General features: G+C 61.4%; 1 protein-coding gene. It reads left to right on the top strand.

The genetic code is table 11. The annotated features are described in order from the left end of the window. Nucleotides 1–52 precede the first annotated feature (52 nt). Nucleotides 53–16,210, top strand: coding sequence for a non-ribosomal peptide synthetase (locus tag CKW23_RS16225; RefSeq protein WP_095067968.1), 16,158 nt, complete (start codon nucleotides 53–55; stop codon nucleotides 16,208–16,210). The last annotated feature ends 1 nt before the right edge of the window (nucleotide 16,211 follow it).

The following is a 16,211-nucleotide window of genomic DNA, read 5'->3' as shown; positions in this document are numbered from 1 at the left end:
CCCACCGCCCGTAGACGAGCCTTCACTGACTGCGCGATACAGGTGATCCGACATGGCCTCGTCCACTCCCCAGATGCTTGAACAAGAAACCCCGTCGTACGGGCTCGCTTCCGTACAGCAAGGTATCTGGCTCGATCAAATGGCCCATCCCGAATTGCCCTACTACAACATCGGCATGGCAATGGAGATCCGTGGCGAAATCGACGTGCCGCTGTTCGAGAAGGCCATCCAGCTGGTGGTGGAACGTCACGATTCCCTGCGCCTGAGTTTCGGCGTGCAGGACGGAGTGGCCTGCCAGCGGGTTCTGCCTCAGGTCGATGTAGCGCTGGAAGTGGTGGATTTTTCCAACGAGCAGGATCCTGAGAAAGTCGCCAGGGCGTACCTGCGTGAAGAGTTTCGCCGCCCTTTCCCGTCGCTGACCGGCGTACTCTGGAGCGTTCGTCTGGTCCGTTGCGGGCCTCAGTTGTATTACTGGCTGACCCGTTATCACCACCTGATGACCGATGGCATCAGCGTCATGCTCATGGGTCGCGCCGTTGAACAGGCCTATAACGGGTTGCTGATTGGCGAAGACGATCCGGCCCAGGGTCCTTCCTATCTATCTTTCCTCGAAGAGGATCGTGGCTACCTGGAATCGAGCCGTTTCGAGCGGGACCGGGCGTTCTGGCAGGAAGTCTTCGCCGAGCTGCCACCGCCGCTGCTGCAACAGCGTTTCGCAGTACCGGGCAGCGGCATTGCACCGAGCGCCCAGGTGCAGACGATGATGCCGCGCAAGCTGTTCAACGATCTTGCCGAGTTCGCCACAGGCCAGGGGTTGTCCCTGGCTCACGTGTTCATGACGGTCATCAGCACCTATTTCTGCCGCACCACCGGCGTCGACTCCATCGTGATCGGCATGCCGGTACACAACCGCACCAATGCCCGGCAGAAAGCGACTGTGGGCATGTTCTCATCGGTCAGCCCGATCCGCCTGGAAGTCGACACCCAGGCTTCGCTTGTGGATCTGATGCAAGTCACGGCGGCCCAGTTGCGCCGTTGCTATCGACACCAGCGCTTCCCGATTGCCGAGCTCAACCGCACCCTGAAGCTGGCCCAGGAAGGTCGTCGGCAGTTGTTTGACATATCGATCTCGTTTGAAAGCCTCAATGGCGACGCAACGCTGGGCGGTCAGGAAACCGAGATTTTTACCCAGGACAACGGTTACGAACGTCTGCCACTGGCAATCTTCGTCCGTGACTACCATGCCTCGGATGACGTTTACCTGGACTTCAACTTCAACACCGCCTTCTTCACTCGGGAGGAAGTCCAGATCATTCAAGGCCGCATGGTGTCGATGTTCGAAGCGCTTATCGAACACCACGCACTGCCTGTCGCACAATTTCCGATCATGCCGCAGACCGAGCAGGATCGCGTGCTGCATACCTTCAACGCGACCCGGCATGATTACCCTCGCGACGAACTGATCCATGGCCTGTTCGAGCAACAGGTCGAGCGTACGCCTGACGCTGCTGCGGTCAGCGATCACAACGGCCAGTCATTGAGCTACGAAACGCTTAACCGACGCGCCAACCAGTTGGCCCATCAACTGATCAAGCAAGGCGTAACACCGGACTCCCGAGTCGCCGTGGCCCTGCGCCGCAGCAACGAACTGGTGGTGGCGCTTCTGGCAATCCTCAAGGCCGGTGGTGCTTACGTGCCGATAGATCCGGACCTGCCAGACAACCGTCGGGACTACATGCTTGACGACAGCTCTCCCGTGGCGATGCTGACCTGCGAGGCCTTGCTGGATGACGTCGCCCGTGCAGATATTTCCGTGCTGCTGGTGGACGAAAATGTCGACCGCTCTGCGTTCCCGGATACCAACCCGAACCCGGCATTGCTGGGCCTTGAAGCCACGCACCTGGCCTATGTGCTGTATACCTCCGGCTCTACCGGCAAACCCAAAGGCGTGATGAACGAACATCGCGGCGTAGTCAACCGCCTGCTCTGGGCCCGCGACGAATACCGGGTCAATGAAACCGATCGTGTACTGCAGAAAACGCCTTTCGGCTTCGACGTGTCGGTCTGGGAGTTCTTCCTGCCTTTGCTCACTGGTGCTCATTTGTACATGGCCCGCCCCGGCGGCCATCAGGACCCTGGCTATCTGGCCCAGGTGATGCGCGAACAGAACATCACCCTGCTGCATTTCGTCCCTTCGATGCTGGAAGTGTTCCTGGAGCATGGCGACAACCAGGGCTTCAGCGCACTGAGTCGTGTGCTGTGCAGCGGCGAAGCCTTGCCTCGCAGTTTGCAGAAGCGTTTCGAGGAACAACTGGCACCGGTCGAGCTGCATAACCTTTACGGCCCGACGGAAGCGGCCATCGACGTCACGTCATGGCAGTGCCTCCCGAGCGACGAAGGCGACAGCGTGCCCATTGGCCGACCTATCGCCAATATCCAGATTTACATCCTCGACCCCCATGATCAGCCGACACCTGTAGGCGTGGCTGGAGAGATCAACATTGGCGGCGTGGGGGTTGCCCGTGGCTACCTGAACCTGCCTGAACTGAGCGCCGGACGCTTTGTCCGTGATCCGTTCTCCACTGACCCGGATGCCCGTCTGTACAAGACCGGTGACCTGGGCCGCTGGCTGGATAACGGCGCGGTGGAGTACATCGGGCGCAACGACTTCCAGGTCAAGATCCGTGGCCAGCGTATCGAACTGGGCGAGATCGAAGCCAAGCTGGCCTTGCACGAGGCCATCAAGGAAGCCGTGGTACTGGCCCGCGACGAGGCCTCAGGAGAGAAACGTCTGGTGGCCTATTTCACCTCGACCAGCGACTCGCCACTGGATATCCGTGAGCTGCGCGATCACCTCCAGGCCCAGCTTCCCGCCTACATGGTGCCTGCGGCTTATGTCGGCCTGGCAACCCTGCCGCTGACCGGCAATGGCAAGCTGGATCGTGGCCTGCTGCCTGCACCGACCGCGAGCGACGTGATCAGCCGACGCTATGAAGCGCCTCAGGGCCAACTGGAAAGCGCCCTGGCCGAACTGTGGCAAAACCTGTTGAAGGTTGAACAGGTAGGACGCGAGGATCATTTCTTCGAGCTGGGCGGCCATTCGTTGCTCGCCATTCAACTGATCTCCCAGATGCGCCAGCAACTGTCCATCGAGCTGGATCTGGCCGAGCTGTTTGCCCACCCGACCCTCGCTGATCTGGTAAAAATGGCAGCAAGCGCCGGTAAAAGCAGCCTGCCGGACATCACGCTGGCTGACCGTGACGCCGACCTGCCCATGTCCTTCGCCCAGCAGCGCCTGTGGTTCCTGGCACAGATGGAAGGTGCCAGCGAGGCCTATCACATGCCGGCGGGCCTTCGCCTGCGCGGCGTACTCGATGCTTCAGTACTGCAAAACGCTCTGGACCGTGTGGTGGAGCGTCATGAAGTATTGCGCACACGTTTCGTGCCGCATGCCACCGAGCAGGCAGTGCAAGTCATCGATGCCAAGGGTGCAGGCTTTACCCTGAAACGCATCGACCTGTCGGGTCAGGCCGATGTAGAACTGCAAATGCAGACTCTGGCTCGTCAGGAAGCTCTGGCACCTTTCGATCTGGAGCGCGGCCCACTGGTACGTGGCACCCTGATTCGCCTGGGTGAAACCGAACATGTGTTGCTGGTGACCCTGCACCACATCATCTCCGATGGCTGGTCGATCGGTGTGCTGACCCGTGAAGTGGCAGCGCTCTATGACGCCTTGCGCCAGGGCCATGTCGATCCCTTGCCGCCGCTTGCGCTGCAATACGCCGATTACGCCGCATGGCAGCGCCGCTGGCTGACCGGCGAAGTACTGGAGAAGCAAAGCCGCTACTGGAAGGAAACCCTGGCCGACGCACCAGCTCTGCTTACCTTACCCACCGACCGGCCACGTCCGGCGGAGCAGAACTACAACGGCGCCAGCCTGCCGGTGAACTTTGACGAAGAGCTGACCCAGGCACTCAAGACCTTGGGGCAACGTCACGGCACAACCCTGTACATGACCGTGATGAGCGCCTGGGCTGCATTGCTCAGCCGCCTTTGCGGCCAAGACGAAGTGGTGATCGGCTCGCCCATGGCCAACCGGACCCGTGCCGAAGTCGAGCCCTTGATCGGCTTCTTCGTGAACACCCTGGCGATTCGTGTCGACACCTCGGGGCAACCCGATGTCGGATCGCTGCTGGCACGGGTCAAGGCCCAGACCCTGGCTGCCCAGCGTCATCAGGACCTGCCTTTCGAGCAGGTCGTGGAAATCGTCAATCCATTCCGCAGCCTGTCTCACACCCCGATCTTCCAGGCCATGCTCAGTTGGCAGGACACTGGCGTCGGCCAGGCCGCACTGGGCGAGCTGCAACTGGAAGACCTGGGCCTGTTGAACGACATCGCCAAATTCGACCTGTCCCTTGATCTGGGTGAAGACAACGGGCGCCTGAGCGGCAACCTCGAATACGCCACTGCCTTGTTCGATGAAGCCACGGTTCAGCGTTATCTCGGTTACCTGGAGCGCGTCCTGAGGGCCATGGCCGCCGACGACAGCTCCGTCGTGGAACATATCGCCCTGCTCGACGCCAATGAGCGTCAGCAGGTCCTGCAGGATCTGAACCCCGCCCGCACGCCCTACCCTCACGACCAGACTATCCATCGTCTGTTCGAGGATCAGGCCGGCCTGCGCGGCGATGAACTGGCGGTGGCTTTCGAGGGCCAGCGTCTCAGTTACAGCGAACTCAACCGGCAGGCCAACCGCCTGGCCCATCATCTTATCGGCCTCGGAGTCCGACCAGACGACCGGGTGGCGATCTGCGTAGAACGCAGCGCACGAATGGTGGTGGGTCTGCTGGGTATCCTCAAGGCTGGCGCAGCCTATGTGCCGCTGGACCCGGATTATCCTGAGCAACGCATTGCCTACATGCTGCAAGACAGCACGCCCTCGGTGCTGGTCAGCCAGCACGAAGTACTGGGGCGCGTGCCACAACTGACGATTCCGCTGGTGCTGCTGGACGAGCCCATCACGGGCCGCGATGACAATCCGGTCATTACCGATTTGCGGCCCGAACATCTGGCCTATGTGATCTACACCTCCGGCTCCACAGGCAACCCGAAAGGCGTGATGGTCGAACACCGTGCGCTGGTCAACTACAGCCTCGATGCAGCCCGTCTGTTCAAACTGAGCACCCGGGACACTGTGCTGCAACAGAACACCCTGAACTTCGACCTTTCCATCGAAGAAATCTTCCCGGCCCTGCTGTCAGGCGCAACCCTGAAACCGAGTCGCAACCTGTTCGGTACCCGCCAGGAGGACGACGAGCCAGTCGCGACCATGGTGCACATGACCGCCGCCCATTGGCACACAATGGTGGGCGAATGGCACCTGAATGCTGCCCTGGCCGAAAGACAACTGAAAAACGTGCGCCTGATCAACGTGACCGGCGATGCGTTATCTGCACAAAAGCTGCAGCAGTGGGAAGGCATCCGCCCGTCCCATGTAAAGCTGGTCAATACCTATGGCCCTACCGAGGCGACGGTGTCCTGCACCGCCGCCTATGTTCAGGGCTCTGCCGAAGCCAGCGAAGCCAGCGGCAATGCCACCATCGGCACCCCCATGGCCAATACCCGGATCTACCTGCTGGACGGGCAACAACAGCCTGTCCCTTTTGGCGCTTCGGGAGAAATGTTCATTGGCGGCGATGGCGTCGCCAGAGGCTATCTGAACCTGGATAGCGTTACCCGGGAGCGCTTCCTGGCTGATCCGTTCAGCGATCAGCCGAATGCACGGATGTACAAGACCGGCGACCTCGCCCGCTACCTGCCGGATGGACGCATCGAGTACCTGGGCCGTAATGACTTCCAGGTCAAGGTACGAGGCTTCCGCATCGAACTGGGGGAAATCGAGGCTCGTTTGGGCAGCCTGCCGGGGATCAAGGAAGCGGCCGTCATTGCCCGCGCCGATAGCGCAGGTGAAAAACGCCTGCTGGCTTATGTGGTTCCCCATGAAGGCCAGAGCATCGATGCTTCACAACTGCACGCGCAACTGACGCCGCTGCTGGCTGAATACATGATGCCCGCTGCGTTCATGAGCCTGTCGGCCTTCCCGCTGACCGCCAACCGCAAGCTGGACCGTCAGGCGCTGCCCGAGCCCACCGCCGATGCCTACGCCAATCGCGTACACGAAGCGCCGGAAGGTGCCACCGAAACCCTGCTGGCGCAGGTCTGGCAAGAAGTTCTCGGCGTTGAAGCGGTCGGTCGCAACGATCACTTCTTCGCCCTGGGCGGACACTCACTCAAAGCCGTCAGCCTGATCGAGCGCCTGCGTGAGCAAGGGCTGGTGGCCGATGTACGAGCGGTCTTCAGTGCCCCACTGCTGCGGGACATGGCCAAGGCCATCGACGGCAGCAGCGACTCGCTGTTCGTCGCCCCGGCGAACCTGATTCCCGATGGCTGCACGGCGCTGACACCAGACATGCTGCCGCTGGTGCAATTGAGCCAGCCGCAACTCGATACCCTCGTCCGGCGCGTGCCGGGCGGCGCAGAGAATATTCAGGACATCTACCCGCTGGTGCCTCTGCAGCAGGGCATTCTCTATCACCACATGCTGGGGCATGAAGGCGACGCCTATCTGGTGCGTTCGATGATCGAGTTCGACGACCGTACCCACCTGGATGCCTTTCTCGATGCCTTGCAGCAGGTCATCGACCGCCACGACATCCTGCGCAGTGCCGTGCAATGGAGCGGTCTGCCACAAGCGGTGCAGATCGTGCAGCGCCAGGCCACCTTGCCGGTCGAGACACTGGTACTCAAAGGCAACTCGACAGCCCTTGAACAACTGCAACAGGCCAGCGACCCGCGCCACCTGCGCATGGACCTGACCAAGGCTCCGCTGCTCAGTGCCCGGATCGTCCAGGATCCGCAATCCCGGCGCTGGCTGCTGGCATTGCTCGATCATCACCTGATCAGTGACCACGTCAGCCTTGCCATCATTCTCGAAGAAATCCAGACGATCATGCAGGATCGCAGGGATAAGTTGCCGGTGCCGCTGCCATACCGTGATTTCGTTGCCCAGACCCTGGCCAGTACACCAGAGATTCACGAAGCCTATTTCAGCGAACGCCTGGCAGTCATCGATACACCGACCGCGCCTTTCGATCTGCTTGATATACAAGGCGACGGAGCTGACGTCAGCGAAATCAGCCAGTATCTGGAGCCGGAACTGGCACAGGCCATCCGCGAGCAGTCCCGCCGTCAGGGCATGACACCGGCCGTGTTGTTCCACGCCGCCTGGGCACAGGTTCTGGCCCGCTGCACCGATCAGAGCGACGTGGTGTTCGGCACGGTGGTGTCGGGTCGACTGCAAGGTTCGTCCGGCTCCGAACGGGCGCTGGGGGTTTTCATCAATACCCTGCCGGTGCGTATCAGCCTTGCCGGGCAAGGCACTCAAGAGCTGGTCAGGGAAGTGGCCCGGGATCTTGGCCAGTTGCTGGGTCACGAACAGGCTTCCCTGGCGCTGGCCCAGCGTTGCAGCGGTGTTCCGGCGTCCCTGCCGCTGTTCACCACCCTGCTCAACTATCGCCATCAGACCGATGGCGGGTCCCTGGCCAATGACGAAGCCGTACTGCAATGGAATGGCGTGCGCTTCCTCAGCAACGAAGCACGCACCAACTACCCGATTGAAGTTGCAGTGGCCGATGAGGGCCAAGGATTCTCCCTGACCACCCAGACAGCCGCTGGCGTCGATCCCCACAGGGTCGCCAGCTATTTCATTCAGGCGGTCACGACACTGGTGGAAGCTCTGGCACAGACGCCGCTGCGTCTGGCAGAAACCCTTGACATCCTGTCCGAAGCCGAGCGCCAGCAGGTGCTGACCGGTTTCAACCAGACCGCCAGCGACTTCGGTACACCTCGCCCCTTGCCGGTGCTGTTCGAGGAGCAGGTCAAGGCACAGCCCAATGCCATTGCTCTGGTTTACGAGCAACAGCAGCTCACCTATGCCCAGCTCAACCGCCGCGCCAACCAGTTGGCCCAGCGTCTGCTGGTGCACGGCATTCAGCCTGAACAACGGGTCGCCATCTGTGCGGACCGTGGCGTCGAGATGATCGTCGGTCTGCTGGCCGTGCTCAAGGCCGGCGGCGCCTATGTACCGATCGACCCCAACCACCCTGCCGATCGCATCGCCTTTATTCTCAAGGACAGTGCCGCTCGCCTGTTGCTGTGCCAGAAAGCCCTGACACCTCACCTGCCTGCGACACGCTATTGCCCGGCGCTGATTCTGCTCGATGAGCATGACCCGGCACTTATCGACAACGACCCACAATACGACGAGAACTTCGACCCTGAATCCTTGGGCCTGACAGTCGAAAACCTGGCTTATGTGATCTACACCTCCGGCTCCACCGGGCAGTCCAAAGGCGTGATGGTCGAACACCGTTCAGTGTTCAACTTCAGCCACGTCATGGCGCGTACTACCCACGCCCATTGCCCGCCACAGGCTAATGTGGCGCTCAATGCCGGGTTCTACTTCGACATGTCCATCAAGGGCATCGCCCAGCTGTTCTTCGGTCATCGCCTGATCATCATTCCATCGCTGATCCGTGCCAGCGGCCATGAACTGCTGGATTTCCTCGAAAAACATCAGGTCCATGCCTTCGATTCCACACCGTCGCAACTGGATACCCTATTGGCGGCTGGCCTGCTTGAGCGTCGCAGTTATCAACCGGTCAGCGTCCTGCTGGGTGGTGAAGCCCTGAATGCCGCAACCTGGGACAAACTGCGCCAGAGCCGGAACATTCATTTCTACAACATGTACGGCCCGACCGAATGCACAGTGGATGCATCCCTCGGACTGATCAGCGAACTGGGCGAGCGCCCGAGCATCGGCAAGCCGCTGTCCAACATGCAAGTGTTGGTACTCGACAAGCGTGGCCAGCCAGTGCCGGTGGGCGTGACCGGCGAGCTGCATATCGGCGGTGCCGGTGTGGCCCGCGGTTACCTGAACAACCCGCAGTTGACTGCACAGCGTTTTGTCTCCAACCCGTTCTCCAGTGATCCACACGCCCGCCTGTACAAGACTGGCGACCTGGGTCGCTGGAAAGCCGACGGCAGCCTGGAATATGCAGGCCGCAACGACTTCCAGGTCAAGATCCGCGGTTTCCGTATCGAACTGGGCGAGATCGAAAGCGCGCTGCTGGCCTCTGCCTCGGTGCGTGAGGCCGTGGTGATTGCTCGTGAAGACAACCCGGGCGAAGCCAGCAGCAGCCGCTTGGTGGCCTACGTCTGTGGCGAACCGACTTCTGCCGAAGAACTGCGGGCACGGTTGATCAAGCGCCTACCGGAATACATGGTCCCCAGCGCCTTCGTGCAACTGGACGCCATGCCGCTGACCGCCAACGGCAAGCTCGACCGCCGTGCCCTGCCCGCTCCGGGTCAGGATTCCCTGGCCAGCCGTGCCTATGAAGCGCCACAGGGCGAAGTGGAACAGGCCATTGCCAGAATCTGGCAGGAGCTGCTGCACGTCGATCAGGTCGGCCGCAATGACGGTTTCCTGGAACTGGGCGGCCACTCTCTGCTGAGCGTTCAGTTGCAGGCCCGACTGCACACCGAACTGGGTGTTGAAATCGATCTGCGCACGCTGTTCGCCCAGTCCTCGTTGCAGGAACTGGCGGCCTATGTCGCCAAGGCCGATCACTCCCGCTCGCAACCCATTCCTCTGGCGGATCGGCAGCAGCCATTGCCGGTGTCCCTGGCCCAGCAGCGTCTGTGGTTCCTCGACCAACTGGACCACAGCGCCGGTGCTGCCTATCACATTCCGGCACTGCTGCGCCTGAACGGTGAGCTGAACCGCAATGCCCTTCAACAGGCGCTGGACAGAATCATCGAACGCCACGAAAGCCTGCGCACAACCTTCGAGCGCCATGGCACACAAGTACTTCAGCGTATTGCAGCACCAGACAGCATCACCATTAGCGAAACCGCGATCAGCCAGGCGCTGGACAACGAAGCCCTGCAACACATGGCCGCACAGGAAGTGAGCAAGCCTTTCGATCTGGCCAAAGGCCCGTTGTTCAGGGCTCATCTGGTACGCCTGAGCGATAGCGAGCATCGACTCTGGGTAACCCTGCACCACATCATTTCCGACGGTGTCTCCATGGGCGTGCTGATCGATGAGTTCAGCGCGCTCTACAATGCTTTCGCCAAGGACGAGGCCGATCCGCTGCCTGCTCTGGCCATCCAGTACGCCGACCATGCCGTCTGGCAGCGGGAGTGGCTGTCGGGTTCACGCCTTCAGGCGCAAAAAGATTACTGGCAGCAGCATCTGCAGGGCGCACCGACCCTGCTCGAACTGCCTACCGACCGCCCTCGTCCGCTGGTCCAGAGCCATGCAGGCGGGCAATACAACGTCGTGCTGCCCACCGAGCTGACATCCGGGCTCCGCGCCCTGAGCCGTCGTCATGGCAACACCCTGTTCATGACGCTGATGGCGGGCTGGGCAGCATTGCTGTCACGCCTGAGCGGACAGACCGACATTGTGGTCGGCACCCCGGTCGCCAACCGGCAACGCGAGGAAACCGAATCGCTGATCGGCTTCTTCGTCAATACCCTGGCGATCCGTGTACGGCTGGACGACGAACCAAGTGTCACGCAACTGCTTGAGCAAGTGAAAGCCAGCACGCTTGGGGCTTTCAGCCATCAGGAACTGCCTTTCGAGCATGTGGTGGAAACCCTGAACCCGGAACGCAGCCTGGGCCACAGTCCGGTCTTCCAGAGCATGCTGGCTTTGAGGAACGGCGACGCCGAACCGGTTCTGCAACTGCCGGGGCTGACGCTGAGCGCTGAGCATTACGAGCACCGCAGCACCCAGTTCGACCTGTCGCTGTCCCTGACCGATGACGGCACCGACCTGACCGGCAGCGTGGAATACGCCAGCGATCTGTTTGACGACAGCACCATCGCCCGTTTCATGTCCCACTTCCAGACCTTGCTGGAAGGCCTGCTGGGTAACGATCTGCAAGCGGTCAGCCGCCTGCCGCTGCTCAACGAGGAAGAACGCGAACAAGTGCTGCATGGCTGGAACGCAACCGAGCGGCCGTTGCCGGGCAATCCCTGCATCCATGAACTGTTCGAGCAGCAGGTCCGCAATCAGCCTGACGAACTGGCACTGATCTTTGAAGATCAGCACCTGAGCTACGCCGAACTGAACGCCGAAGCCAACCGCCTGGCCCATTACCTGCTGGCCACCGGTATTCAACCCGATGACCGGGTGGCACTGGCCGTCGAGCGCAGCCCGCGCCTGATCGTCGCTTTGCTGGCGATCCTCAAGGCAGGTGCGGCGTATGTGCCGCTGGACCCGGCTTACCCTGCCGAGCGCCTGGCGTACATGCTGAGCGACAGCACGCCGCGGGCCTTGCTCTGTGAGCACGGTGCCCTGCAACGTCTGGGCGAGTTACCCGCCGACCTGCAAGTGATTGCCCTGGATGACGAGTTCCAGCCCTGGACCACGCTCGATGACAGCAACCCGGATGCTTCGGCACTGGGCCTCAGCGCATCGAACCTGGCTTATGTGATCTACACCTCCGGCTCCACCGGTAAACCAAAAGGCGTAATGCTTGAACATGCGGGCCTGCGCAACGAAGTCGAGGCCATCTGCGGGCTGACCGGCCTGATCGCGGGTGAACGCTCGCTGCAATTCGCCTCGGTCAACTTCGACGCCTCCACCGAAGAGATTTTCGGCGCACTGGTCAGCGGTGCCACGCTGGTCTTGCGCAGCGATGCCTGGCTCACCTACGCCAGCAACTTCTGGGCCTTGTGTGCAGAAAACAGTCTGAATGTGGTGAGCCTGCCCACACGCTTCTGGCAACAGCTGGCTCAGGACCAGAAAGCGCCGATTCCCGAGCATGTGCGGGTGGTGGTCATCGGCGGCGAAGAATTGAGCACCGAGGCCGTTCAGCAGTGGTTTGCACGCGCCGGTCATACCCCGAGACTGCTCAATACCTACGGCCCGACCGAGGCGACCATCGTGACGACTGCGGCTGAAGTCCGGCCACAGGACACCCCGAACCGCTGCATCGGACGGCCACTGGCCAATACCCGGGTCTACGTCCTCGACCGCCATGGCGAGCCGCTGCCCACCGGCGTGGTCGGTGAGCTGTATATCGCGGGTGCCGGGGTTGCGCGTGGCTACCTCAACCAGCCGCAAATGAGCGCCGAGCGCTTCCCGGTCTGCCCGTTCAGTGAAGATCGACAACGCATGTACCGCACCGGCGACCTGGGTCGCTGGCTGCCGGACGGAACCTTGCAGTTCCTGGGGCGTAACGACGATCAGGTCAAGATCCGGGGCTTGCGCATCGAGCTGGGTGAAATCGAAAACGCCCTCGCCGCCTGTTCGGGCGTGCGTCAGGCGGTGGTCCTGGCCAGAGATGACAGCCCGGGACAGACCAAAGGCCTGCAACTGGTCGCCTACCTGTGCGGCGAATCGCTGGTCGTGGAGCAATTGCGCACGCAACTGCTCGAACGACTTCCCGAGTTCATGGTGCCCAGCGCCTTCGTTCAACTGGATGCCTTGCCGCTGACCCCCAACGGCAAGCTCGACCGCCGCGCATTGCCGGCCCCCGATCAGCAGGCTTTCGCCACCCGCCGGGACGAAGCGCCACAGAGCGAGACCGAAATCCTGCTTGCCACGCTCTGGCAGGAACTGCTGGGGCTGGAGAAAGTCGGTCGCCATGACCGGTTCTTCGAGCTGGGCGGTCATTCGCTGATGGCGGTCACGCTGATTGATCGCCTGCGTCAATTGGGCCTGAATGCTGACGTGCGCAGCGTATTCACCGCGCCAAGCCTGCATGAACTGGCCGCAACCCTGCAGCACGGCAACGTATTGCAATTCGAGACCCCGGCCAACCCGATAAAGGACGGTTGCACGGAACTGACCCCGGACCTGCTGCCGCTGGTAGAACTCAGCCAGTCGCACATCGACCGAATCGTCAGTCAGATACCCGGCGGCGCGGCCAATATTCAGGACGTCTACCCACTGGTGCCTTTGCAGCAGGGCATTCTGTTCCACCACCTGCTGGGCCAGGAAGGCGACACCTATCTGGTGCGCTCGGTTCTTGAGTTCAGCGAGCGGGCCACCCTCGATGCATTCCTGGATGCCCTGCAACAGGTCATCGACCGCCATGACAGCCTGCGCACCTCGGTGCACTGGAACGGCCTGCCGCAGCCGTTGCAAGTGGTACAACGCACAGCGCAACTGACCGTCAGCAACCTGGACTTCACGGGCGACGACATTCGTGGGCAACTGGACCACGCCACTGACCCGAGTCGGCTCCGTATCGACCTGGGCAACGCACCACTGATCCATGCCCATGTCACCCGGAATACGGGAAGCTGGTTGTTGACGCTGCTCGACCATCACATCATCAACGACCATGTCAGCCTGGGCATCGTCCTCGACGAAATCCGTACCATCATGAAGGGCGACGCCGACCTGTTGCCTGAGCCACAGCATTACCGCGAGTTTGTCGCCCAGACCCTGGCCAGCCCGGTGGAACTGCACGAGGATTATTTCCGTCGGCGTCTGGCAGACGTGGACAGCCCGACGGCACCATTCGACGTGCTGGAGGTAGAGAGTGATCTTCAGAATCACATCCTGACCCTGGACGAAGACTTCACCCGACAACTGCGCACCCAGGCCAGAAACCGTGGCGTGCTGCCTGCCACGATCCTGCATGCAGCCTGGGCAATGGTGCTGGCACGTTGTACAGCCCGCGACGACGTGGTGTTCGGCACCGTGCTGTCAGGCCGGCTGCAAGGCGGTGCCGGGGCGCAAAGTGCCGTGGGCATGTTTATCAATACCCTGCCGGTGCGCGTGCAACTGGCAGGACGCAACGTCCAGGAATTGATCAGCGCAACGCATCAGGACCTGAGTGAGCTGCTGGGTCATGAACAGGCAGCACTGACCACCGCCCAGCGTTGCAGCAGCATCGAAACCGGCACCCCGCTGTTTACCGGCCTGCTCAACTACCGCCAACACGCACAGGCTGATGGACTGGCGGACTGGCCGGGCATTCGGGTCCTGACCGATGTGGACAATGGCGACTATCCGCTGTCGCTGTCGGTGGACGACTATCCGCAGCACCTGAAACTCACCCTGCAATGCGTGCCGGTCATCGGTGTTCAGCGTATCGCTGACATGACCCTCAAAGCCTTGAGTCTGTTGGTTCAGGCTCTGGCGGACAGCCCTGGCACCGAGCTGGGCGATCTGGACCTGCTGCCGGATGAAGAACGCCAGCGCGTGCTGGTCGAACTCAACCGGACCCAGGTTCCTTACCTGCAAGAAGCCCTTATCCACCAGCTCTTTGAAGCCCAGGTGCAGCGCCAGCCCGAGGCCATTGCCGTGCAGGCCGGCGAGCTGAGCCTGAGCTATCAGGTACTCAACCGTCAGGCAAACCACGTTGCCCATCAGTTATTGGCGCAAGGTCTTCAGCCGGATGATCGGGTTGCCTTGCTGCAGGAGCGTGGCCCTGAACTGATTATCGGCATGCTCGGCATTCTCAAGGCCGGTGGTGCCTATGTGCCGCTGGACCCCAACTACCCGACCGAGCGACTGGCACATATCGTCACCGACAGCGCACCGAAGGTCCTGCTCAGCAAGGCAGAACTGCTTGACTCACTGCCTGAACTGTCGATCCCGACACTGCTGATCGACGCCGAATCCATTGCACAGGACAGCCCCGCACAGGAGCACAACCCGGATCTGGCGTTGAGTTCCAGAAACCTGGCCTACGTGATCTATACCTCGGGTTCGACCGGCCTGCCCAAAGGCGTAATGATCGAGCATCGCAGCCTGGTCAATTACAGCCTGGACGCAGCCAGCCTGTTCGAGCTGACATCAGGCGACCTTGTGTTGCAGCAGAACTCGCCGAACTTCGACCTGTCAGTCGAGGAGATTTTCCCGGCCTTGCTGGCAGGTGCCACGCTGATGCCGACCCCGGACATTTTCGGCACTGACGGCCTGAGCAGCGAATCCGCGCCAACGGTGTTGCACATGACCTCGGCCCACTGGCACAGCCTGGTCGGCAACTGGCACCCACAGCCGGAGCGCGCACTGGCCTGCCTGGGCAACGTGCGGCTGATCAACGTGACCGGCGACGCACTGTCGACACAGAAGCTGGAGCAATGGGCGCAGATCCGGCCGGTTCACACCCGACTGGTGAACACCTACGGCCCTACCGAAGCGACCGTGTCCTGCACCGCAGCGTATGTCGGCGAAACAGCAGGCGATCCGGATCTGCAATCGCCGACAAGCATCGGCAAGCCCATGGCCAATACCCGCCTCTATCTGCTGGATGCGCACTTGCGCCCGGTGCCTTTCGGTGTCGCGGGGGAAATTTACATCGGTGGTCATGGGGTCGCTCGCGGTTACCTGAACCTGGAAGCCACCAATGCCGAACGCTTCCTTGTGGACCCGTTCAGCGACGAAGCCGATGCGCGGATGTACAAAACCGGCGATCTGGCCCGCTACCTGGCAGACGGCAACCTGCAGTTCATAGGCCGTAACGACTTTCAGGTCAAGGTCAGGGGCTTCAGGATCGAACTGGAAGAAATCGAATCCCGGCTCAGTCGTTGTGCCGGAATCAAGGAAGCCGCAGTCATTGCCCGCGAAGACATACCCGGCGAGAAGCGACTGGTTGCCTATGTGGTCGCCCAGACCGGTCAGTTACTCAGTGCCACGGCCCTGCGCGAAGAGCTCGCGCCGCAACTGGCCGAATACATGCTGCCCAGCGCCTTCGTGATCATCGATGCAATGCCATTGACCCCCAACGGCAAGCTCGATCGCGCACGGCTTCCAGCACCGGATCAGCAAGCCTTTGCCCAGCGCACCTATGAGGCACCCAGCGGCGAAACCGAGCAATTGCTGGCGACCATCTGGGCCGACCTGCTCGGCGTTGAGCGCATCGGTCGCAATGACTCGTTCTTCGAGCTGGGTGGCCACTCCCTGACAGCGGTGCAACTGAGTCTGCGGATTCGTGAGGAAACCGGCGTCGACATTCCTCTCAGAACTCTTTTTGAACAGAACTCGCTGATGGCCCTGGCCGACCACATCAACACCTTGCAACTGGCGCTGTACGACGCCGACGACCTGCTCGCGCTCGAACAGGAACTGGCTTTGCTCTCTGAAAGCGACCTGCTCGCTATTGTCTCCAAGGATGCCTGAA

Origin of the sequence: Pseudomonas sp. Irchel 3A18 (assembly GCF_900187465.1) — a bacterium.
Taxonomy (GTDB): Bacteria; Pseudomonadota; Gammaproteobacteria; order Pseudomonadales; family Pseudomonadaceae; genus Aquipseudomonas; species Aquipseudomonas cichorii.
The sequence above is the reverse complement of the archived record's forward strand: the minus strand, read 5'-3'. Positions and strand labels throughout refer to the sequence as shown.